Genomic DNA, 20,473 nt, shown 5'->3' on the forward strand with positions numbered 1-20,473 from the left:
CCCCTCACCCTAACCTCCCAAGGAAACCTCCATGACCTCATTCCCCACAGACCGCACCGTGATCGTGACCGGAGCCGTCTCCGAGCGCGGCATCGGCCGGGCCACGGCAGACTACCTCGCCGAACGCGGCTGGAACATCGGCGTGATCGACCTGGACGACGCCGCCAGTAAGGCCCTGGCCAAGGAACTGGCCGAAAAGCACGGCGTGCAAGCCCACGGCGCCGGCGCCAATATCGGCGACGAGGCCTCGGTCCGCGCCGCGATCGACGAGATCGAGGCCGAACTGCCGCAGCTCGTAGCCCTGGCCAACGTCGCCGGGGTGAGCTCTCCGGTGCCCTACCTGGAACTCGACGCCGCCGAGTGGGACCGGGTGCTCAACATCAACATGAACGGCGTGCACTACGCCACCCGCCGGGCGGCCGAATCGATGGTAAAGCACCGGCTCGGCAGGATCGTCAACATCTCCTCCGTCTCCGCCCAGCGCGGCGGCGGAACCTTCAGCAAGACCCCGTACTCCGTGGCGAAGGCCGGCGTCATCGGTCTAACCCGTGCCACCGCCCGCGAACTGGGCGAGTACGACATCACCGTAAACGCCATCTCACCCGGTCCGATCGATACCGACATCATGGGCGGGACGCTCAGCGAGGAACGCAAGGATGAGCTCGTCAAGGACCTGGTGGTGAACCGCGTGGGCAGCACCCGCGACATTGCGGCCGCGATCCACTTCCTGATCGGCGAGGACGCAGGCTACATCTCCGGGCAGACGCTCAACGTCGACGGCGGCCTGTACATGCACTGACGGCTCCCGACCGCGGGAGCCAGCAGAAACCGCGGGCCGCCGGCCCGCGGGGGAACCACCCCACCTCATCACTCGAAGGAGAGTGCTGTGTCCGTAACCACCGCTACATCCAAGGAGCTTCTGGCCCGTCCGGTCCTGAAGTCCGCGATCTCCAAGGCGGCCCGCCGGCTCATGCCGATGCTGGTCATTCTGTACGTCGTTTCGTTCCTGGACCGGACCAATGTCGGCTTCGCCGAGGCCGCCCTGGGTGCGGACAAGGGCGTGTCCGCTGCGGCCTTCGCCCTTGGTGCCGGCATCTTCTTCATCGGCTACGCGATCTTCGAGATTCCCAGCAACCTGCTGCTCAAGAAGGTGGGCGCCAAGATCTGGCTGGCCCGGATCGCGATCACCTGGGGCATTGTCTCGGCCTGCTTCGCCTTCGTGCAGGGCGAGACCTCGTTTGTGGTCCTGCGCTTCCTGCTCGGTGTCACCGAGGCCGGGCTCTTCCCGGGCGTGATCATGTACCTCGCCGAATGGTTCCCTAACAAGGTGCGCGTGCAGATGTTCGCCATCTTCTACCTGGCCCAGCCGTTCTCCCAGATGATCGGCAACCCGCTCTCCGGCTGGCTGATCAACATCGGTGACCAGGTTCCGGGACTGCGCGGCTGGCAGGTCATGTTCTTTGTCGAGGGCCTGCTCGCCGTCCTGGCCGGCATCGCGGCCTTCTTCTTCCTGATCAACGGTCCGGCCAAGGCTAAGTTCCTCAGCAGCGAGGAGAAATTCGCGCTCAAGGAAGTCATGGCGCTGGAGGACAACATCAAGGACGAGCACGGCCCCCGCGGCATCCTCGCCGCCATGCGCAACGGCAGGGTCTGGTACTTCACCGCGATCTACTTCTGCCTGCAGATCGCGGTCTACGGCGTGACGTTCTTCCTGCCGCAGCAGGTCTCGTCCCTGACCGGGCAGAAGGTGGGCCTCGCCGTCGGCCTGCTGATCGCCGTGCCCTGGTTCTTCGGCATCTTCTCCTGCTACTTCATCGGCAAGGCCGCCAACACGGTGGCCAAACGGCGCAAGTTCGGCACCGCGCTGTTCATCTCGACCGGCCTGTGCATCTTCGGCTCGGCCTGGGCCGGCACCAACCACCAGCCGGTGCTGGGCATGATCTTCATTACCCTGGCGGTCTGCAGCTTCCTCGCGGTCGGCCCGGTGGTGTGGTCCTACCCGACGGCGTTCCTCGCCGGCTCCGCCGCGGCGGCGGGCATCGGCCTGATCAACTCGCTGGGCAACCTGGGCGGCTTCGTCGCCCCGATCCTGCGGACGGCGGTGAACGAGGCCACGCATTCGCCCACGGGTTCGATGGGCGTCTACGCCCTGGGTGTGCTGCCCTTCGTGGCGGCGGCGATGATGTTCGCCACCCGGCGGTTCAGCAACAAGGCGGACGAGCTGCTGGACTAGATCCGGTCCGGCCGCCCAGCCCCAGCTAAAGGAGACCCATGAGCCGCACCTCCGGCACCAGCGCCGCCGTCGACCCCCTGTACATCGGTGTCAGCACCAAGATGTACCTGGGTTATCAGGAAAGCCTGCGCTGGCTCTCGGAGGTGCGCGCCGTGGTGGACGCCCGGCCCGCCCTGGCCGCGGGCCGGGACGTCCGGGTGTTCGTCATCCCGTCCTTCCCGGTCCTGGCCGAGGCCGGGAAAATCCTGGCCGGCTCGCCGGCGCTCCTTGGCGCACAGAACTGCGCCTGGGGGGACGGGGCGCTGACCGGGGAGGTCAGCCCGGGCATGCTGGCCGAACTCGGCGTCTCGCTGGTGGAGCTCGGCCATGCGGAGCGCCGGGCACTGTTCGGCGAGAACGACGACGTCGTGGCCCGCAAGGTCCGGGCAGCCGTCGACGCCGGGCTCACGCCGCTGCTCTGCATCGGCGAGCCCGGCACGTTGGGCCCCGAGGAGGCCGCGGCCTTCTGTTTGCGCCAGGTCCGGGCCGCGACCGGGGGCGACGAGTCGCTGACGCCCCGTCTGGTCCTGGCCTACGAACCGGTCTGGGCGATCGGGGCGGACCAGCCCGCCGCGCCCACGTACGTCAACGCGGTGGTGCAGCTGATCCGCCAAGGGCTCGGCGCGCCGTGTCCCATCATTTACGGCGGCAGCGCCGGACCCGGGCTGCTGCCGCAGCTGGCGTCCGCCGACGGGTTATTCCTGGGGCGCTTTGCGCACGACGCCTCGAACCTCGGCCGGGTGCTGGACGAAGCGCTTCAGACCTTCGCGCCGGCCAGCAGCTCTTCGAGCCGCTCGTAGCCCTCGGTCAGGCCACCTTCCATCCCGGACTGCGCCATGCCGTCACGGGCTTCCATGCTGGGGTAGACGGCATGCGCACTCAGCCGGGTGCGGCCGCCGCCGAGGTCCCGGAAGGTGAGGAACTCGATGCTCACCACGTCCGGGTAGCCGCCGTATTCGAAGGTCTGGACCGCGAAGTCGTTCTCCCGGACGGTGTGGAAGACGCCGCTGAACCGGTGCGCGACGCCGTCGGGCCCCGTGTGCGTGTAACGGTAGCTGCCGCCGGTGCGGAAGTCGTAGTGGTCCACGTCCATGGTGATCCGCCGGGGGCCGAGCCACTGGGCGACGAGTTCCGGTTCCTTGTGGGCCCGGAAGACGTCCGCCACGGGAAAGTCGAACTCCCGCTCGAAGTCGATGAAGGGCAGTCCTTCCGGAACCGTGAGTTTCAGGGCGTTGCTCATGATGAGTCCTTTGCCTGGGTGCCGCGCGCGGCGGCCTGGGATCGGAGCACGGCGTCGAGGCTGCGGAACTGCTCCTCGCGAACCAGCCGGTACTGGTCGATCCAGGCGGTGAGCGCCTCCAGCCGTGCGGGGTTCAGGTGGACGGGCCGGCGCTGGGCGTCCCGCGTTCGCGTGACGAGCCCCGCCTGCTCGAGGACCTGGATGTGCTTCGAGACCGCCTGCTTGGTGATCGCGAAGGGTTCCGCCAATTCGTTGACCGTGGCCGGGCCCCGGCTGAGCCGGGCGATGATGCGGCGGCGGACGGGATCGGCAAGCGCCAGGAAGGCGGTGTCGAGGTGTTCGTCGTCGGCCATGTGGTCAAGCTCCGTTGTTCAACTGCCGGTTATTCAACTGCCATTATTCAATGCATACGTTGATCAACCTACTGGTTGTTTAAGGCTAGCCCTGACCCTGCGGGCTGGCAAGAGGTTCAGACTGCCGCGTGCAACCGGGGGAGCGCGTCCACCAGCGGGGCGAGCTCCGGAACCTCCTGCGCCTGGGCCAGGGCGCGCTCCAGCGTGTGGTCGTGGACGGGCCGCGCCTGCTCCAGTAGCTCGACGCCGCTGGGCGTGAGTTCGGTGTAGATCCCGCGGCGGTCGTCCGCGCACAGGATCCGGGTGAGCAGGCCGCGCTCCTCGAGCCGGTTGACCAGCCGGGTGGTGGCGCTGGGGCTCAGGGCCGTGGCCCGGGCAAGCTGCTGCATCCGCATGTGCCAGCCGTCCTGCCGGCTCAGCGCGTCCAGCACCGTGTACTCCACTACCGAGAGCTGCGCCTCGCTCTGCAGCGAGCGCTCCAGCTCCGCTTCGATCAGCCCGTGCAGCGCCGCGAGGGTCCGCCAGCCTTGCGCCCGGACCTCGACGGCGTCGTCTTTGATGCCCATCTGTTGTGCTCCCTTTCAGCTCGGGCAGCCGCGCTCCGAACGGCGAAGTACGGACAGCCCACAAAAGTAGTTGCTTGCGCGCTATAGTTGCGTGTGCAACAATAAATAACGCGTCTGCAACTACTAGCTTACGCTTCGCACATCCCCCCGTACAGTTTTGAAGGAGCTCAGCCATGCCTATCGGCCTGATAGCACTCGCCCTCGGCGGGTTCGGAATCGGACTCACCGAGTTCGTCATCATGGGCCTGCTGCCTCAAGTGGCCGCAGACTTCCGCGTCACCGAGGCCACCGCCGGATGGCTGATCTCCGGCTACGCGCTCGCCGTCGTGGTGGGAGCGCTGCTCCTGACCGCCGCAGTGTCGCGCTTCGAACGCAAACCTGTCCTTGCGGTGCTCATGGTGCTGTTCATCGCGGGCAATCTCGTCTCCGCGGTCGCGCCGGACTACGCCCTGATGATGGTCGGCCGGATCATTGCCGCACTGGCCCACGGCGCGTTCTTCGGGATCGGCGCGGTAGTGGCCGCCAGCATGGTCGCCCCGAACAAGAAGGCCGGCGCCATCGCCATCATGTTCACCGGGCTGACGGCGGCCAACGTCCTGGGCGTGCCGTTTGGCACCATGCTCGGCCAGGCCGCCGGCTGGCGGTCCACGTTCTGGGCCATCACCGGGATCGGCGTACTGGCCCTCGTGGGAATCCTTGCCCTGGTGCCGAAGACCGGGGCGGGTGAAGCTGCCGCTGGCGGACTGCGGGGCGAACTCCGGGCCTTCCGGTCCGGCCAGGTCTGGCTGTCCATCTTCGTGACCATTCTCGGCTACGGCGGCATGTTCGGCGCCTTCACCTACATTGCGTTCACCCTCACCGAGGTCACCGGCTTCTCGGCGGCCACCGTGCCGTGGCTGCTGATCATCTTCGGCGTGGGCCTCTTCATCGGCAACACCGTCGGCGGCAAGGCAGCGGACCGGAACGTGGACCGCACCCTGCTCGTGGTGCTGGCCGCCCTCGTCCTGGTGCTCGTCGTCTTCGCCCTCACCTCGGCCAACCAGCCGATGACCATCGCCTCCATGGTGCTGCTGGGCGGCTTCGGCTTCGCCACCGTGCCCGGGCTGCAGATGCGCGTCATGAAGTACGCCGACAGTGCGCCCACCCTGGCCTCCGGCGCCAACATCGGCGCGTTCAACGTCGGCAATGCCCTGGGCGCGTGGATGGGCGGCGTGACCATCACGGCCGGCCTCGGCTACACCTCGCCGATCTGGGCGGGCGCCGGAATCACCCTGCTGGGCCTGGTGGTGATGGCGTTCGCCGCCGTTGCTGCCAAGAAGGGCGACGGCAAGGGTTCCGCTAAGCACGACGCCGGACGCCTCGCGGCGGCCGTGGCCGGGCCGGCTGCCAGCGAGACTAAGGACGTGCGGGAAGACGCCGCGCTGCAGCGGCTCTAACCAGCGGCCGCCGCACGGCTCCGGCAGAGCTCCACGAAGGCGCGGAACGGGGCCTGCCGCTCCTCGGCGGGAAGCTCAAGGGCCTCCGGATGCCACTGCACCGAGGCCACCCAGCGCTCCGGATCTTCCAGGGCCTCCACTGTCCCGTCGTCGGCCACCGCGGTCACGACGAGTCCCTCGGCCACGCGGGCCACGGCCTGGTGGTGGCCGGAGGCAATCTTGACCGTGACTGCGGCTGCAGCGCCGGACCCCGCGGCGGGTCCGGTGTTGCCGTACAACCCGGCCACCTTCGAGCCTCCGGCGATCCCGACCTCGTGCCAGGCCCACGGGCCCGAGCCATGGACGGGATCCGGCTCGCGGTGCGACACGGTGCCCGGGTCCATGTCCTGGATGAGGGTTCCGCCGTAGAGCACATTCAGGAGTTGGTGCCCGCGGCAGATGCCCAGCACCGGCAGTCCGACGTCGATGCACTGCCGGGCCACCGCGAGATCCAGCTCGTCCTGCTCCTGGTTGACGTCGTAGCAGGTTCCGCTGTCCTCCTCCCCGTAGAGCCGGGGGTCCAGGTCGCCGCCGCCCGGAAGTACGACGCCGTCGAGCCCGCCAAGTCCCCCGGCGCTGGTCAGCGGCACGGGCTCGCCGCCGCCCTCGCGCACCAGCTCAACAATGTAGTCAAATAGTCCGTTGGCCTCGCCCACCCTGGGATCGGGGTCCAGGGAGCTGCTGAGCCGGACCGGAAGGCCGATGCGGGGGCGGCCGCCGGAGGGCCGTGCTGGAATCTGCATGACTCATTTTGCACCACCGGTTCCGCATCGCAACGCAGGGCTAGGATTGCCGGATGACCAACAGATATCTCGTGTCCCGCAGCCGCTTCATCGCGGCCGCTCCGGAAGCCATCTTCGAAGTGCTTGCCACACCCGCACTGCACAGCGTCATCGACGGCTCGGGCACAGTGAAGGGTGCCCAGCCGCGCGGTCCCGAACGGCTGGCGCTCGGCGCGAAGTTCGGCATGGAAATGAATATCAAGATGGACTACAAGATCCTCAACACGGTCTGTGAGTTCGAGGAGGGCCGGCGGATCGCGTGGCGGCACTTCGGCGGCCACGTCTGGCGCTACCTGCTGAATCCGGTCGCCGACACCGCCGGAAATCCGGGCACCCTGGTCACCGAGCAGTGGGACGCGCGGGAAGTGCGGGCCAGGATCCTCCTCCGCTTGGCCGGCTACCCCCGCCGCCACCCGGCCAGCATCGAGCAGACCCTGGCCAAGCTCGACGCCTACATGACCTCGGAAGCCGTAGCCGGGTCCGGACCCGCCCCGGACCAGCTTCACTAGGGCCGCCGGATGAGCGCCGCCCGCAGCCTGCATCCGAGTCCGCGCACCCTTGAGGTCGAAAGCGCCGGCAGTTTCGACCGGCTGGTGGCGGCAGGCGCGCGGTCCATGCACGGCTGGCACGTCCAGTCGCTGGACCTGCGTGGCCGCCGGGAGCCGCTGGAGTCCCTCGACGCGCAGGGTGCCATCTTCCTGGGCTGCACCTTCGATGAGGGCGTGGAAGATTCACTGCGCGGCCGCGGCGCCCTGATCTTTCCCAAGCTGGAAAAGGTCCCGTTCAACCCCTACCGCGGCCGGCTCTACACGCCGCAGGAGCTCTACGCGGGCATAGCGGAGGCCCGCTACGAGGACACCCTGGACGCCAGGGTCTACCAGTGGAGCATCCGCCCGGGCCAGCGGCACCGCCTGGACGCGACGCTCGCGGCGGCCCTCCATGACCACTCGATCGGTGATGCGCTCGAAGAGCTGACCCGGTCGGAGCTGTGCCTTGGCCGAACCATGGTGGGCGTCATGGGTGGCCATGCCGCGAGCCGCGGCTCGGCCGGCTTCACCGAGGCAGCGCTGCTGGGCCGCCTGCTGGCGCGGAACGGAAGGGTGGTCGCCACCGGCGGCGGCCCGGGCACCATGGAAGCGGCTAACCTGGGCGCCTACCTCAGCGCGGCGGACGAAACGGATTTCCAGCAGGCGCTGACTGAGCTCGCCGTCGTGCCCGGCTTCCGGCCCTCGGTGTCGGCATGGGCGCGGGCAGCGGCCGCCGTCGTCGAACGCCATCCGGACGGCACGCCGTCGCTGGGGATTCCCACCTGGTTCTACGGCCACGAGCCGCCCAACTTCTTCGCCACGCACATCGCCAAGTACTTCGCCAACGCGATCCGCGAGGCCGTCCTGCTCGAGCTGTGCAACGGCGGGATCATCTTCCTGCCGGGATCCGGCGGCACCGTGCAGGAGATCTTCCAGGACGCCTGCGAAAACTACTACGGCGCCCCGGAGACCATCACGCCCATGGTGCTGGTGGGCGAGGAGCACTGGCTGCGCAGGTTCCCGGCCTGGCCCCTGCTGCAGAGCCTGGCCGCGGGCCGGCGGATGGAAAACCGGATCTTCCTGGTGGACACGGTCGACGAAGCCCTCGCGGTGCTGGAACGCTAGGAGCCCGCGGCGCTCAAGGGGCCGGCGTGCCCAGGGGCCTAGAGGTCCTTGCGGCAGGGGGCATGGCCCAGCTCGTAGAGGCCGTTCAGGTCCCCGGCGGCCAGCCCGTCCGGCGCGCCGATCTCGGGGTACATCAGCTGCGTGGGGTCGTCCACATGTTCCAGGCCCATCACGTGGCCCAGCTCATGCAGGATCACCGCCGTGGCATACGCCGAGCTGTCCCCGCGGTCCAGGTCCTGCGTGATCTGCGGCGCGTCCAGTTCCAGGCTGCCGGTGACGAAGCTCTTGGGGCCGTCACCGAAGCTGAAGTGGGTGCTGCCGCCGGTGCCGATCACGGCACCCTTGAGTTGCGGCGCCTGCTCCGGGGTGGTCCAGGCGATCAGCAGGGGAGCCCAGCGCTCGCCGTATCTCGCCTTCTGGTACGGCGCGCGGGACTGGGACGGGGCCTCCGTGGTGGGGCCGTCGTTGACGAACTTGATTCCGGTCGCCTCGGAGATGGTCCTAATCGCGTTTTCCACCAGCGGCCCGGCGCCCCTGGGGGCCAGGGCGGAGTTGACCACATAGTGCAGGGGCCGGCAGGGGGAGTAGCCCACCGGGCCGCCGTCGGCGTTGGTGGCCAGGAACTTATAGGACTTGCTGGCGGACGGCGGCGTCTGCGGCTGTCCCAAGGGCTGGTCCTGCTCCTCGTAACCGGGCGGTGGAACAGCCATTTGCGCTCCGTCTTCGGGGATTCCGGCTTTCCTGCCCGCCGGACTGGCCGTCGGGTGGCTCGCCGGGGCGCTGGCCGGCTTGGCGTCGGCTCCGCCGTTGAACTCGAAGAGCCCGACAAAACGCGGGTCGCCGTACACCAGCCCGGCCGACAGGAAGGCCGCTCCGGCGATCAGGATGACAGCCGCAAGGTTCCGGACCACCCTGACGGCACTGCGGGCGCGGCTGTGCCGCGGGGAGCGGTCCCGGAACCCGGGATCGTCCACTAGGCGACCACCGCGCCGAACACCATGCCCAGAAGATAAGTAACAGCGGCCGCACCGATGCCGATGGCGAGCTGGCGGAATGCGCGGCTGGCCGGGGAGGTGCCGGAGAGCAGGCCGACCACGCCGCCGGTCAGCAGGAGCGCGATCCCCACCAGGACGGCGGAGACCACGAGGGCGGCGATCCCGGTCATGCCCAACAGGAACGGGATAATCGGCACGATCGCGCCGGAGGCGAAGAAGCAGAAGCTCGACGCCGCGGCACTCCAGGCTGTGCCCACGGCCTCGTGCTGGTCCTCCGTCTCGGGAAGTTCCGGCCGCAATGAAAGGCTCGGATCGCAGTCGCAGTCCAGCAGCCCCATGCGCTCGGAGACGCGGTGCTCGGCCGCCTCCCGGGACATGCCGCGGGCCAGGTAGACGAGCAGGAGTTCGTTGTGTTCGATGTCCAGCGACGGCGCAGCCGCGAGCGTGACCTGGGTGGGGCGGGTGGCGGCCAGCAACTCACGCTGGGAACGCACGGAGATGAACTCGCCGGCTCCCATCGACAGGGCCCCGGCCAGCAGGCCGGCCACACCGCTGAGCAGCACCACGGAGCTGCCCACGCCGGAGGCGGCCATGCCCATGACGAGGGAGAGGTTGCTGACCAGCCCGTCGTTGGCGCCGAACACCGCGGCGCGGAAGCTCCCGGCGAGGCGGTTGCGGCCGCGTGTGGCCAGCCCGCGGACTACTTCCTCGTGAATCTGCTCGTCGGCGACCATGGCCGGCGTGGCGCTGGGGTCGTTCGCATACGGGGAGCGGCTCTCGGCGCGCTGCGCCAGGGCCAGGACAAACACAGAGCCGAAATGCCGGGCCAGGAAACCGAGGAACTGGCTGCGGAGCGAGGCGGGGCGCGGCCGGCCGGCATGTTCGCCGAGGAGCTGCAGCCAGTGCGCCTCGTGGCGTCCCTCGGCTTCGGCCAGGGCGAGCAGGATGTCGCGTTCCTCGCCGCTGCGGTTCTGTGCGAGGTCGCGGTAGACGGATGCCTCGGCGCGTTCGTCGGCGAGGTACTGCCGCCAGCGCTTGATGTCCGCCGAGGTGGCGGCGGGACTTGCCGTGAGGCTTGCCGCCGGGCGCGGCGGGGATCCCGCGGAGGGGCTGTGGGCAGAATGGTTTGGGTCAGATGGGGCGTGCTGAGACACGTAAACTCCTGGGCTTGATGGGGCATGGTTCGGCCCCATTGCGACTCCAGCGTACCCCGTAATTCCGCGGATTTTCGGCTGGCAATCCTCAGTGGAAAGTTTCGGTACGCCGTAAAGTAAGCACCCTTACTGCCCGGCGGCGTCCGGGCAGGACGGCCCTTGACCCCCACCGCCGGCGGTGTTCGAATAAAGGTCAGGGCGGGTTCTTCGGCAGGCCCGTCCGGCCGTTTCCGGGCGTGAGCCTGAGGGCCCGGGCGGCTTGAAGACCACTGCCGCAGCCCGAGCGCACGGAGGTCGCACCATGGACAACACCGGACCACAGGCCGCCCAGCCGGCCAGGGACTCCGTCGAGTCTGATCCTGCCTACGACTTTGCCGAGGATGCCCCGGTCGGCGATGCGGAGACCGTGGACGAGGAGCTGCTCGAAGAAGCAGACCGGAACGTCCCGCTCGATGCGGAGGATTTCCTCGGAGACGACCAGCCGATAGTGCCTGCCGATACGGACGAGTTCCGTGAAGCCGAGGAAGAAGAGTAGACGGCCCGCGTCAGACCGGCTGTTTCAGCAACAATCCGGACAGTACGACGGCGGTGCCTCTCCGCGTGGGAGGCACCGCCGTCGTTGTTGTGGGAGCCGGTGCTGCCTGGCCCGCTTTCCCGGGCCGGGCATGTGTTCAGGCGTGGACTAGTGGCTCAGCGCCGGGACCTTTTCCTGTTCCTCCGTGGCGTCGCCGGCAACACGGTCGTGCCAGTTCTTCATCACCGCGGGATCCGTCGGCCTGGTCAGCAGGGATACCGCGACGTAGACCACCGCGGAGGCCAGCAGGCCGTAGTAGATCGGTTCGTTGGCGTAGATGCCGTCCAGCGGGACCTCGGCATTGATCTCCAGCACGATCATGGTGCCGAGGGTCAGGACCGACCCGACGGCCATCGATGCAGCCGCAGCCACCCCGGTGCCGCGCTTCCACACCAGGCCGCCAAGGATCGCGACCAGCAGGCCGCCCACGAGGATGTCGTAGGCGATGGTGAGCGCCGCGACGACGTCCTTGGTGATGATGGCGATCACGATCGCGACGACGCCCAGGCCCAGCACCCACAAACGGTTGGCCCTGACGTCGTGCTCCGGGTTGTCCGTGTCGTCGGTATTGATGGTCTTGCCGAACCAGCCGGCGACGAAGGGCAGGACGTCGGCGCGGGCCACGGTTGCGGCGGCGATCAGGGCGCCGGAGGCGGTGGACATCATGGCGGCAACGGCCGCGGCGAGCACCAGGCCGCCGATGCCGATCGGCAGCAGGTTGGTCGCGACCTCGGCGTAGACCACGTCCTTGCCGAGCGCTTTGACGTCGATGTCGGGCAGGGCGACCCGGGCGCCCAGGCCGATCAGGGCGCCGGCGGCGCCGTAGAGGATGCAGTAGACGCCGGCCGTCGCGCCGCCCCAGCGCGCGACCGTGGGGGTCTTGGCGGTGAACACGCGCTGCCAGATGTCCTGGCCGATCAGCAGGCCGAGGGTGTAGACGACGAAGTAGGTGATGATCGTCTGGACGCCGATGCCGTCAATCTGGAAGAAGCTGGCATCCACGCGGCTGCGGATGCCGTCGAGGCCGCCGGCGGCGTTGAGTGTGAACGGCAGCATCAGCAGGAAAATGCCGACCGTCTTGATCACGAACTGCACCTGGTCGGCCAGGGTAATGGACCACATGCCGCCGATGGTCGAGTAGACCAGGACGATGGCGCCGCCGATGGCGATGGCCAGCGCCCGGTCCCAGCCGAAGAGGACGACGAAGATTGTGGCGTACGCGCCTGTGGAGGTGGCGCAGAGCATCAGCGTGTAGGCGAGCATGACGATCCCCGAGGTCTGGGTGGCCCGGCTGCCGTAGCGCAGGGTCAACATCTGGGAGACCGTGTAGATCTTGAGCTTCTGGATGGTGCTGGCGAAGAGCAGGCTGAGCAGCAGCACCCCGGCGCCGATCGCGACCACGAGCCACATGCCGGAGATACCGAACTTGTAGCCGAGGCCCACGCCGCCGACTGTCGAGGCGCCGCCAAGGACGACGGCGGCCATGGTGCCGGTGTACAGGAAAGGCCCGAGCCGGCGACCTGCCACCAGAAAGTCGCTGTTGTTCCTTGTGCGGGACTTGCCCCACCAGCCGAAGGCCAGCATGGCGATGAGGTACACCACCACGATGGCGATGTTGACGAAACTTGCGTCCATAAGGGGGCTCCTTGGAGCTGTTCGGAAGCAGCGCAGGGCGTCCGGGCCGCAACCTTGCGGCCGGCGTCCGTTACTGCTTGACGGTAGATTGCGGGAGGGCAGCCGGTGAGACTCCCTCCATTGCCTAATAGGCAACAGTTGTTGCCAAACAGTAAGTTGTGACGGGGGTAACAGTCAAGGTCTTTCCGCGGCGTGTCCTTCCGGGCATCCCGGTGCCGGTCTGCGGCTAGGATTGGCTCCAATGATGGGGCCGCGCGGCCGGCCGTGAAAGGTTCCCTTATGAAGGCTCTACCCGTAGAACCGAGCAACGTTCCCGTTGCCATCGGTTCCAGGATCCGTGCCGCCCGGCAGTCCCAGCGGCTCACCATCGAACAGGTCGCCGATGCCACCGGCCTAACCAAAGGCTTCCTCAGCAGGGTCGAGCGTGATCTCACCTCGCCTTCCGTGAGTTCGCTGGTGACGCTGTGCCAGGTCCTCTCCATCTCGATCGGCGAGCTGTTTGCCGCGCCGGAAACCCACCTCACCAAGCAGGGCGAGGGCCCCCGGATCTCGCTCGGCGGCGAAGGGATCGTGGAACGCCTGCTCACCGCCCGCTCCGAGCGCCGGGTGCAGATCATCCAGGCCGTGATCGAGCCCCGCGGGCGCGGCGAATCCGAGTTGTACGCCGTGGACTGCGACGTCGATGTGCTCCATGTGGTCAAGGGCAGCATCCGGCTCATCCTGACCAACGAGGAGTTCGAGCTGGGAACCGGAGACACCGTGACCTTCCCCGGCCGCGAGCCGCACACCTGGATCAACCCCAGCGACGAGCCCGTTGAGGTGCTCTGGGTGCTGGTTCCGGCCGCGAGCCGGTAGGTTCTCCGGGCCCGGCCGGACCCGCCAGGCGGCCGCGCTGCCTGGGCCGGCTGCGTTCCTGCCCGGTTGTTGGCTCCCCGGCTAGTGCCTGGCCGAGGCGAGCCCCGGAGTTCCGCGGGTCGACGCTGCAGCGCGGGAGTCCGACGTCGAAGAACTGGGCTGGAACGTCAGCGGGCAGACTGCGGGCCCCGGCCCAGCACGGCCCGGATCTCGGCCAGGACACGTTGCGGCTCGAACCAGATGTGTTCGGGCATGTACCGGAGCACGGCAAACCCGTGCAGGGTCGAGGCGTTGTTCCGGCCCAGGTCGCGGCGGAGCGCGTCGCGGTTGGAATGGAACGCGAAGCCGTCCACCTCCACGATGAGGAATCCGTCGAGCAGGAAGTCCACCCGGCCAATTCCGGGCAGGTAGACCTGGGCGTCGTAGCCGATTCCGTTGGTCTTGAAGAGGTGCTGGGCGTCGACCTCGACAATGGATTCGGCCCGCAGGTCCAAGAGATGCAGTGCCGTGCGCACCGGTCCGGATCTTTTGCCCGGGAGCTCGCCCTTCAGCAACTCCAGAGGCACACCATGCAGCCGTAGCGCCGAGGTCGCCATCGCCGTCGACGCCGGGGGAGCGAGGCAGCTCATGGCGTGCAGGACCACGTCCTCGACCGCCGCCAGCGGCAGTGTCGCATGACCCTCGAACCTGACGGTCCTGTGTCTGATGAAGCCGGATCCGTGGCCGTGGTTGCAGGCGAGGTGGTGCCGGTCCGGCGGTTCACGCAACCAGAGGCCGTAGTGCCCGGCGGCGCTGGCGCAGCTGACCCGGGCATTGTGCCGGAGTGCGGCTACGAACTCGGGAGCGCATCCGGGAAGGACAAATACGCCCCGCCGCAGCTGGCGCACGCCGTCGTCAGGCAGCCGGGCAACGTCCGTTCGGGAAAAGCCGGCAGCCAGGAGTTGGCCGGTCCGGGCGACGCCGCCCACCCGGCCGAGGTAGTCGAGGAGGTCCATCAGGCCAGTACAGGGGCGTGACCGGTCCGGCGACACCCGGCAACCGGGCTATCTGGACAAACCCCGAGGGCGCCCTGGCCCGCCCGGACCCGTCGGCGGCCGCGTTCCCGCCCAGTTCTCCAGGCCCGGCCGGCCCCGGTGGCCGTGGAAAGCCCGGGAAAGCCGAGGACCGGCCGCGGCGGCGCACGCTGCGCGACCCAAGAACTGGGCGGGAGCGCGAGCGCAGTCGCCGTCGTTGGTAAACAACTGATGCGCAGCAGACAACTCCGAGTGTATGATGGCAGTCACACCCGTCGGACAACCCTCGAAGGAGACTCCTCCCTTGGAAGAGCTGCGCATCGAGGCCAATGGCAACCTTGGCCCCATCGATTCCTCCCGCATCCCGCGCTACGCCGGCGCCGCCACTTTTGCCCGCCTGCCGCGGCTGGACCAGGTGGCCAAGGCTGACGTCACGGTGGTCGGCGTTCCTTTTGACTCCGGTGTCTCCTACCGCCCCGGCGCGCGCTTCGGCGCCAACCACGTCCGTGAAGCCAGCCGGCTGCTGCGGCCGTACAACCCGGCCTGGGACGTCAGCCCCTTCGAGAACATCCAGGTCGCCGACGCCGGGGACATGGCCGTTAACCCGTTCAACATCAACGAGGCCATCGAAACCATCCAGCAGAACGCGCTGGACCTGACCGCTGCCGGCGGCAAGCTGCTGACGCTGGGCGGAGACCACACCATCGCGCTGCCCCTGCTTCGCGCCGCCGCCGAACGCGCCGGACAGCCCGTCGCCATGCTGCACTTCGACGCGCACCTGGACACCTGGGATACCTACTTCGGCGCCGAATACACCCACGGCACCCCCTTCCGCCGCGCCGTCGAGGAAGGCATCCTGGATACCGAGGCAATCAGCCACATCGGCACCCGCGGCCCGCTCTACGGCAAGAAGGACCTCGACGACGACCACCGCTTCGGCTTCGGCATTGTCACCTCCGCCGATGTCTACTACCACGGCGTGCTGGAAACCGTCGCCAAGGTCCGCGACCGGATCGGCAACCGCCCGCTCTACATCTCCGTCGACATCGACGTCCTCGACCCCGCCCACGCGCCCGGTACCGGAACCCCGGAAGCCGGCGGCATCACCAGCCGCGAACTGCTGGAGATCATCCGCGGCTTCCGCGGCATGAACCTGGTGGGGGCCGACGTCGTCGAGGTCGCCCCGGCGTACGACCACGCCGAGATCACCGGCGTCGCCGCCAGCCATGTCGCCTACGAACTCGTCACCCTGATGGCCGACAGCGCCGTCGACGGCGACCGGACCGGCGCGCCCAACGGCTACGCCGCGCAGGCCCTCGGCCATGAGTCCCGCCGTCCGGCCGGCTTCGCCGCTCCGGCAGCCCAGCCGGTCGAAACCGGGGTCTCCCAGTGACCGGCATGCGCAACGGCGGCGACCTCGTCGTCGAAACCCTCGAGGCACTCGGTGCCAAGACCGTGTTCGGCATCCCCGGCCAGCACGCCCTCGGCCTCTTCGACGCGATGGGCCGCGGAAACTTGCACTTCGTCTCCTCACGGGTGGAGAACAACTCCGCCTTCGCCGCCGACGGCTACTCCCGGGCCACCGGCGAGGTCGGTGTCCTGTTCCTCTCCACCGGCCCCGGGGCGCTGACCTCCCTGGCCGGCCTGCAGGAGGCCTACGCCACCGGGGTGCCGATGGTGGTCGTGGCGAGCCAGATTCCGCTCGACGGCCTCGGGGCGCGGCGCAAGGGCATGCTGCACCAGCTCGATGACCAGAAAGCCTCGGCCGCCAACGTCACCAAGAGCCAGCGGCTGATCCAGCACGCCTCCGGCATCCCCTCGGCCATCCAGGACGCCTGGACCGAGGCCATCTCCTCACCGCAGGGCCCGGTGTGGATCGAAATCCCGCAGAATGTCCTGCTGGACCCGATCATGGTGCCCCCGGTGGAGGATGCACTCGCCGAAGCCGCGGACAACCCGCCCCGCGTGGAGCTGGTTCGCGAAGCCGCGAAATGGCTTGCGGAGGCGAAGCGTCCGGCCATCATCGCCGGCGGCGGCACCCGCCGCGGCCACGCGGAGAAGTCGCTGCTGTCCCTCGCGGAGAAGCTGCACGCGCCGGTGATCTGCACTCCCGGCGGCAACGGCGCGTTCCCCTGGACCCATGAACTCTCGCTCCAGTCCTGGATCGAGGACCAGTACATGACGGAGCTGCTCGAGGACGCCGACGTGCTGATCGTCATCGGCTCCTCGCTCGGCGAGGTCACCTCCAATTACTTCACCTTCGAACCCCGCGGCCGGATCATCCAGATCGACGCCGAGCCGCGGGTGCTCGAATCCAACCGTCCGGGCCTGGGCATCCGTGCCGACGCCGGCCAGGCGCTCGCAGCCCTCGACGAGGCCCTGGCAGCCGCACCGGCCGACGCCCGCCCCGACTGGCACGGCAGTTCGGCCGAGAGCATGGTCAAAGAGACCCTGGTCAAGGTCAAGGCCCGGCTGGAATCGCAGGACCTCGCCAAGGAACTGAAGTTCATGGCCGACATCCGCGAAGCCGTTCCTTCGCAGATGCAGACGTTCTGGGACATGACGATCTCCGCCTACTGGGCCTGGAGCTGCTGGGACGCCCGCGAGGGCCAGTTCCACTCCGCCCAGGGCGCCGGAGGCCTCGGCTTTGGCTTCCCGGCGGCAATCGGCGGCGCCGTGGGGCTGGAGACCACCGGTAAACCGGGCGGTTCGGCCCGGGTGCTCGCGGTGTCCGGCGACGGCTCGGCGATGTACTCGATCTCCGAGCTGGCCACCGCAAAGCAGCACAACGTTCCGGTCACCTGGCTGATCGTCGACGACGGCGGCTACGGCATCCTGCGCGAGTACATGGTGGGCGCGTTCGGCAAAGCCACTGCCACCGAGCTGGCCCGCCCCGACTTCGTGAAACTGGCTGAGGCCTTCGGCGTCCCGGCGGTCCGGGTGGCCCCCGAGGACGTCGGTGACGCGCTGAAGGCGGGCTTCGCGGCGGACGGGCCGAACGTCGTCGTCGTCGAAACCCTGCTCAAGATGTTCGCCCCCACGCACCTGGACGGCTAAACCCCCATCCCAACGAACGAACACAACAGGGCCCCGAATCCTCACGGATCCGGGGCCCTTTTGTGTATGGGTGCGCTCCCCGTCGAGGCTTCTTAGTTTCCCAAAGCAATCAATTTATTGTATTGTTGCTTCAGGCAAGTAAGTAAGGGGCTTCCAAACATGTCAGTTGCATCGACCACCGCAGCCAAGCTGGTCCACCAAATCTTCGATCTCCAGCGCGCCGTCCGGTGCGTCGCCGCGGCGAACCTTCGCGGCGACGATACCGGCGTCGCGCTGCAGGGCGTCCTGCGCTTTGTGGGGGAGGGCGAAACCCGAGCCACGCAGCTCGCGGAGCGGCTGGGCGTCAGCGCCCCCGTGCTCAGCCGGCACCTCGCCGAACTGCTCGAGCAGGGCTACGTGGTCCGGCGGCCGGATCCCGAGGACGGCCGGGCGCAGCTCATCGCGCTCTCGTCGGCCGGGACCGAGAAACTGCGCTCCATCGAGGCGCAGCGCGCCGCCACGCTGCAGGGCTTCCTGCAGGACTGGAGCGAGGACGACGTCGAAGAGACCTCGCGCACCTTGAAGAAACTAGCTGAATCCCTCAGGAGTTCAGCCCGGGCAAAGACGGCCGGATCCGCCGACACGACCAACTTTGTTGAGGAGTAAGTCTATGGCCAGCCACGCTGCCGCCGCCGGGCCGTCCCCGGCCACCACCGCGCAAGCGGCCCCCGCACCGCAACCGCACCACGAACCGCAGGCGGCCATGAGCCACCGGCAGATCATGGAAGCGCTGACCGGCCTGCTGGCGGCGTTCTTCACTGCCATCCTGAGCAGCACCATCGTTGCGAACGCGCTGCCGACCATCATGTCCGAACTCAAGGGCACCCAGACGGACTTCGCCTGGGTCATCACGGCAGCATTGCTGGCCAACGCGGCCACCACCCCGATCTGGGGCAAGCTCGCGGACCTCTTCAACAAAAAGGTCCTCGTCCAGCTCAGCATCGTGATCTTCGTGGCCGGCTCCGTCATGGCGGGCCTGTCCGAGACCATCCCGCTGCTGCTGACCGCCCGCGTCATCCAGGGCATCGCGATGGGCGGCCTCACCGCCCTGGCGCAGGCCATCATCGGCTCGATGATCCCGCCGCGCGACCGCGGCAAGTACTCCGGCTACATGGGCGGCGTCATGGCCGTCGGCACGGCGGGCGGCCCGCTGCTCGGCGGCTTCATCGTCGACAGCCCGCTCGGCTGGCGCTGGACCTTTTTCGTCTGTGTCCCGCTCGCCGTCGTCGCCCTGATCCTGCTGCAGGTCACACTGAAGATCCAGCACGTCAAGCGCCCCGCCAAGATCGACTGGCTCGGCTCCATCCTGCTGACCTCCGGCGTCAGCCTGCTGCTGATCTGGGTCTCCTTCGCCGGCAACCCGGACTACTACGACTGGTGGTCCTGGCAGACGGTCGCCATGGTGGGCGGCGGCATCGTGCTCCTGGGCCTGCTGGTGCTGGTGGAATCCAAGGTGGCCCAGCCCATCATCCCGCTCAAGATCATCTCCGAGCGCACCACCGCCCTGGCGATCCTCGCCTCCGTCGCCGTCGGGGTGGGCATGTTCGGCTCCTCGACGTTCCTGGGCCAGTACTTCCAGGTGGCCCGCGGTGCCACCCCCACCGAAGCCGGCCTGCTCACGCTGCCCATGATCGCGGGCAACCTGATCGGCTCCGTGCTCTCCGGCCAGCTGATCAGCCGCACCGGCAAGTGGAAGCGCTACCTGGTCGCGGGCGCCGTCGCGCTGATCGGCGGCCTCGGCCTGGCCGGCAGCATGGACCACACCACGGAGCTCTGGCTGACCGGAATCTACACGGCCATCCTCGGCGTCGGGCTGGGCTTGCTGATGCAAAACCTCGTCCTCGCCGTCCAGAACACGGTCCAGGCCAAGGACATCGGCACGGCCAGCGCCTCGGTAGCCTTCTTCCGGTCCGTGGGCGGCGCCATCGGCGTCTCGGTCCTCGGCGCCGTGCTGGGCAATCGGGTCAAGGATCTGGCCGTGGAAGGCCTCGCTGCCGCCCGGATCAAGGTCCCGGCAGGATCCACAGGGGCCAGCATGGACCTCAAGGACATGCCCGCACCGATCCGCGACATCATGCGGGCCGCTTACGGTGACGCGATCGCAGAGGTCTTCCTGATCTCCGCCATCATCGGTCTGGTGGCGCTGGTGGCCATCCTGTTCATCAAGGAAAAGCCGCTCCGCCGCACCGTCGACATCCGACCGGAAGCTTCGGCCTCCGCCGCCGTTACCGGTTCCGGAACCGCCGCCGACGTCGAAGCTGCCGCCGGGGTGGCTGCCCACGCCGCCGCCGCTTCCGGCCCCGCAGCGGGGCCCGCCGCGGCTCCCACGCCAGGGCACGACTCCGCCGAGACCGGCATCGTCGACCTGGACCGCGAGTTCATCGAGGTCCTGAGCCGGCAGCGCGCCACCGGGTCCCGGTTCCCGGACGCCGCGCGGCTGAGTGCGGACAACCGCCAGAACAATGACGGCGAAGCCAGGGCCGAGCGTGAAGGCGCCCGGCTCCGGGCCCGGACCATGGTGGCCGAGGCGCGCGCCGACGACGCCGACGTCGTGCCCCTGCTGCTCCAGACCCAGCGGTTGCTGGCCGAACAGCAGGTGCAGCTGGCGGATGCCCTGCGTGCCGTCCACGAGCAGGCGGCGGAACAGCGCGCGATCGCGGCCGAACAGGCCCGGGTGGCGGAGCAACTCACCACCCTGCGGCGCCAGCTCGCCAAGGAACGCAAGCTCCAGCGCGCGGCGGCCGACTACATCGCCACGCAGGGCCGGCACCGCGGCGAGTAAACGACCCCACGAAAGCGGTCCCGCGTCTG

At 68.6% G+C, this 20,473-nt stretch carries 20 protein-coding genes; 12 read left to right on the top strand and 8 right to left on the bottom strand.

All coding sequences use genetic code 11. The features are described 5' to 3' along the window. The first annotated feature begins 31 nt into the window (after nucleotides 1–31). The 3 genes from AB4Y91_RS09875 to AB4Y91_RS09885 all read left to right on the top strand — a co-directional run bounded on the left by AB4Y91_RS09875 (nucleotide 32) and on the right by AB4Y91_RS09885 (nucleotide 3,072). Nucleotides 32–799: an SDR family NAD(P)-dependent oxidoreductase gene (locus AB4Y91_RS09875; protein ID WP_441418300.1), complete on the top strand. Its 768-nt coding sequence runs from the start codon at nucleotides 32–34 to the stop codon at nucleotides 797–799. Between the two features lie 87 nt (nucleotides 800–886). Further along, nucleotides 887–2,233: an MFS transporter gene (locus tag AB4Y91_RS09880; protein WP_441418301.1), complete on the top strand. Its 1,347-nt coding sequence runs from the start codon at nucleotides 887–889 to the stop codon at nucleotides 2,231–2,233. 38 nt (nucleotides 2,234–2,271) lie between these two features. Beyond that, complete coding sequence (locus AB4Y91_RS09885) at nucleotides 2,272–3,072, top strand: triose-phosphate isomerase family protein (RefSeq protein WP_441418302.1); 801 nt, start codon at nucleotides 2,272–2,274, stop codon at nucleotides 3,070–3,072. Here AB4Y91_RS09885 and AB4Y91_RS09890 read toward each other — a convergent pair. The 3 genes from AB4Y91_RS09890 to AB4Y91_RS09900 all read right to left on the bottom strand — a co-directional run bounded on the left by AB4Y91_RS09890 (nucleotide 3,030) and on the right by AB4Y91_RS09900 (nucleotide 4,431). Further along, the gene (locus AB4Y91_RS09890; RefSeq protein WP_441418303.1) at nucleotides 3,030–3,512 is read right to left on the bottom strand and encodes an SRPBCC family protein; all 483 of its coding nucleotides are present in this window, start codon (nucleotides 3,510–3,512) and stop codon (nucleotides 3,030–3,032) included. The two genes, AB4Y91_RS09885 and AB4Y91_RS09890, sit on opposite strands and share 43 nt — an antisense overlap. Then, on the bottom strand, nucleotides 3,509–3,865 hold the full coding sequence (locus tag AB4Y91_RS09895) for an ArsR/SmtB family transcription factor (RefSeq protein WP_441418304.1): 357 nt from the start codon (nucleotides 3,863–3,865) through the stop codon (nucleotides 3,509–3,511). The genes AB4Y91_RS09890 and AB4Y91_RS09895 overlap by 4 nt, the downstream gene beginning before the upstream one ends. Before the next feature lie 116 nt (nucleotides 3,866–3,981). Then, nucleotides 3,982–4,431 (bottom strand): MarR family winged helix-turn-helix transcriptional regulator, encoded by a 450-nt coding sequence (locus AB4Y91_RS09900; RefSeq protein WP_441418305.1) that lies wholly within the window; start codon nucleotides 4,429–4,431, stop codon nucleotides 3,982–3,984. 173 nt (nucleotides 4,432–4,604) lie between these two features. Between AB4Y91_RS09900 and AB4Y91_RS09905 the strand changes: the two genes are divergently transcribed. Continuing rightward, nucleotides 4,605–5,867, top strand: a complete 1,263-nt coding sequence (locus AB4Y91_RS09905; protein WP_441418306.1) for an MFS transporter — start codon at nucleotides 4,605–4,607, stop codon at nucleotides 5,865–5,867. Here the strand turns inward: AB4Y91_RS09905 and AB4Y91_RS09910 are convergent. Beyond that, the gene (locus tag AB4Y91_RS09910) at nucleotides 5,864–6,649 is read right to left on the bottom strand and encodes a gamma-glutamyl-gamma-aminobutyrate hydrolase family protein (protein ID WP_441418307.1); all 786 of its coding nucleotides are present in this window, start codon (nucleotides 6,647–6,649) and stop codon (nucleotides 5,864–5,866) included. The genes AB4Y91_RS09905 and AB4Y91_RS09910 overlap by 4 nt on opposite strands. Nucleotides 6,650–6,702: 53 nt before the next feature. Here AB4Y91_RS09910 and AB4Y91_RS09915 point away from each other — a divergent pair, with 53 nt between their 5' ends. Together AB4Y91_RS09915 and AB4Y91_RS09920 are read left to right on the top strand one after the other, a co-directional pair. Continuing rightward, a complete protein-coding gene (locus AB4Y91_RS09915) occupies nucleotides 6,703–7,197 on the top strand; it encodes a polyketide cyclase / dehydrase and lipid transport (RefSeq protein WP_441418308.1) in 495 nt (164 codons plus the stop codon). Between the two features lie 9 nt (nucleotides 7,198–7,206). Next, nucleotides 7,207–8,340 (top strand): LOG family protein, encoded by a 1,134-nt coding sequence (locus AB4Y91_RS09920; RefSeq protein ID WP_441418309.1) that lies wholly within the window; start codon nucleotides 7,207–7,209, stop codon nucleotides 8,338–8,340. 38 nt (nucleotides 8,341–8,378) lie between these two features. Here the strand turns inward: AB4Y91_RS09920 and AB4Y91_RS09925 are convergent, their stop codons facing one another. Both AB4Y91_RS09925 and AB4Y91_RS09930 read right to left on the bottom strand, forming a co-directional pair. Beyond that, on the bottom strand, nucleotides 8,379–9,314 hold the full coding sequence (locus AB4Y91_RS09925) for a matrixin family metalloprotease (RefSeq protein ID WP_441418310.1): 936 nt from the start codon (nucleotides 9,312–9,314) through the stop codon (nucleotides 8,379–8,381). Next, nucleotides 9,314–10,489, bottom strand: coding sequence for a VIT1/CCC1 transporter family protein (locus AB4Y91_RS09930; RefSeq protein WP_441418311.1), 1,176 nt, complete (start codon nucleotides 10,487–10,489; stop codon nucleotides 9,314–9,316). Before AB4Y91_RS09930 ends, AB4Y91_RS09925 begins: the two co-directional genes overlap by 1 nt. Nucleotides 10,490–10,790: 301 nt before the next feature. On the opposite strand from AB4Y91_RS09930, the gene AB4Y91_RS09935 reads away from it, so the two are divergent. Beyond that, nucleotides 10,791–11,024, top strand: coding sequence for a hypothetical protein (locus AB4Y91_RS09935; RefSeq protein WP_441418312.1), 234 nt, complete (start codon nucleotides 10,791–10,793; stop codon nucleotides 11,022–11,024). A 147-nt stretch (nucleotides 11,025–11,171) separates the two neighbouring features. On the opposite strand, the gene AB4Y91_RS09940 is transcribed toward AB4Y91_RS09935, so the two are convergent. Then, complete coding sequence (locus tag AB4Y91_RS09940) at nucleotides 11,172–12,698, bottom strand: sodium:solute symporter (RefSeq protein WP_441418313.1); 1,527 nt, start codon at nucleotides 12,696–12,698, stop codon at nucleotides 11,172–11,174. A gap of 279 nt (nucleotides 12,699–12,977) precedes the next feature. Here AB4Y91_RS09940 and AB4Y91_RS09945 point away from each other — a divergent pair, with 279 nt between their 5' ends. Continuing rightward, a complete protein-coding gene (locus AB4Y91_RS09945; RefSeq protein ID WP_441418314.1) occupies nucleotides 12,978–13,553 on the top strand; it encodes a helix-turn-helix domain-containing protein in 576 nt (191 codons plus the stop codon). Between the two features lie 167 nt (nucleotides 13,554–13,720). On the opposite strand, the gene AB4Y91_RS09950 is transcribed toward AB4Y91_RS09945, so the two are convergent. Beyond that, the gene (locus tag AB4Y91_RS09950; RefSeq protein WP_441418315.1) at nucleotides 13,721–14,548 is read right to left on the bottom strand and encodes a DUF559 domain-containing protein; all 828 of its coding nucleotides are present in this window, start codon (nucleotides 14,546–14,548) and stop codon (nucleotides 13,721–13,723) included. A 322-nt stretch (nucleotides 14,549–14,870) separates the two neighbouring features. Here AB4Y91_RS09950 and speB point away from each other — a divergent pair, with 322 nt between their 5' ends. The 4 genes from speB to AB4Y91_RS09970 all read left to right on the top strand — a co-directional run bounded on the left by speB (nucleotide 14,871) and on the right by AB4Y91_RS09970 (nucleotide 20,444). Next, complete coding sequence (gene speB / locus AB4Y91_RS09955; RefSeq protein ID WP_441418316.1) at nucleotides 14,871–15,959, top strand: agmatinase; 1,089 nt, start codon at nucleotides 14,871–14,873, stop codon at nucleotides 15,957–15,959. Nucleotides 15,960–15,964: 5 nt separating this feature from the next. After that, nucleotides 15,965–17,623 carry a thiamine pyrophosphate-binding protein gene (locus AB4Y91_RS09960; RefSeq protein ID WP_441418397.1) on the top strand — a complete coding sequence of 553 codons (1,659 nt, stop codon included), beginning with the start codon at nucleotides 15,965–15,967 and terminating at the stop codon, nucleotides 17,621–17,623. Nucleotides 17,624–17,782: 159 nt separating this feature from the next. Next, entirely contained in the window at nucleotides 17,783–18,268 is a 486-nt protein-coding gene (locus AB4Y91_RS09965; protein WP_441418317.1) for a MarR family winged helix-turn-helix transcriptional regulator, read from the top strand. 4 nt (nucleotides 18,269–18,272) lie between these two features. Further along, nucleotides 18,273–20,444: an MFS transporter gene (locus tag AB4Y91_RS09970; protein ID WP_441418318.1), complete on the top strand. Its 2,172-nt coding sequence runs from the start codon at nucleotides 18,273–18,275 to the stop codon at nucleotides 20,442–20,444. Nucleotides 20,445–20,473: the final 29 nt, after the last annotated feature.

Origin of the sequence: Arthrobacter sp. YAF16, assembly GCF_052113385.1 — a bacterium.
GTDB lineage: Bacteria > Actinomycetota > Actinomycetes > Actinomycetales > Micrococcaceae > Arthrobacter.

Bases quoted from the DNA above. Each gene is read 5' to 3' on its own strand.
- AB4Y91_RS09945 (WP_441418314.1), top strand. From the start codon at position 12,978: ATGAAGGCTCTACCCGTAGAACCGAGCAACGTTCCCGTTGCCATCGGT.
- AB4Y91_RS09940 (WP_441418313.1), bottom strand. From the start codon at position 12,698: ATGGACGCAAGTTTCGTCAACATCGCCATCGTGGTGGTGTACCTCATC.
- AB4Y91_RS09965 (WP_441418317.1), top strand. From the start codon at position 17,783: ATGTCAGTTGCATCGACCACCGCAGCCAAGCTGGTCCACCAAATCTTC.
- AB4Y91_RS09900 (WP_441418305.1), bottom strand. From the start codon at position 4,431: ATGGGCATCAAAGACGACGCCGTCGAGGTCCGGGCGCAAGGCTGGCGG.
- AB4Y91_RS09875 (WP_441418300.1), top strand. From the start codon at position 32: ATGACCTCATTCCCCACAGACCGCACCGTGATCGTGACCGGAGCCGTC.
- AB4Y91_RS09915 (WP_441418308.1), top strand. From the start codon at position 6,703: ATGACCAACAGATATCTCGTGTCCCGCAGCCGCTTCATCGCGGCCGCT.
- AB4Y91_RS09905 (WP_441418306.1), top strand. From the start codon at position 4,605: ATGCCTATCGGCCTGATAGCACTCGCCCTCGGCGGGTTCGGAATCGGA.
- AB4Y91_RS09960 (WP_441418397.1), top strand. From the start codon at position 15,965: ATGCGCAACGGCGGCGACCTCGTCGTCGAAACCCTCGAGGCACTCGGT.
- AB4Y91_RS09890 (WP_441418303.1), bottom strand. From the start codon at position 3,512: ATGAGCAACGCCCTGAAACTCACGGTTCCGGAAGGACTGCCCTTCATC.
- AB4Y91_RS09895 (WP_441418304.1), bottom strand. From the start codon at position 3,865: ATGGCCGACGACGAACACCTCGACACCGCCTTCCTGGCGCTTGCCGAT.
- AB4Y91_RS09970 (WP_441418318.1), top strand. From the start codon at position 18,273: ATGGCCAGCCACGCTGCCGCCGCCGGGCCGTCCCCGGCCACCACCGCG.
- AB4Y91_RS09885 (WP_441418302.1), top strand. From the start codon at position 2,272: ATGAGCCGCACCTCCGGCACCAGCGCCGCCGTCGACCCCCTGTACATC.
- AB4Y91_RS09920 (WP_441418309.1), top strand. From the start codon at position 7,207: ATGAGCGCCGCCCGCAGCCTGCATCCGAGTCCGCGCACCCTTGAGGTC.
- AB4Y91_RS09950 (WP_441418315.1), bottom strand. From the start codon at position 14,548: ATGGACCTCCTCGACTACCTCGGCCGGGTGGGCGGCGTCGCCCGGACC.
- AB4Y91_RS09910 (WP_441418307.1), bottom strand. From the start codon at position 6,649: ATGCAGATTCCAGCACGGCCCTCCGGCGGCCGCCCCCGCATCGGCCTT.
- AB4Y91_RS09935 (WP_441418312.1), top strand. From the start codon at position 10,791: ATGGACAACACCGGACCACAGGCCGCCCAGCCGGCCAGGGACTCCGTC.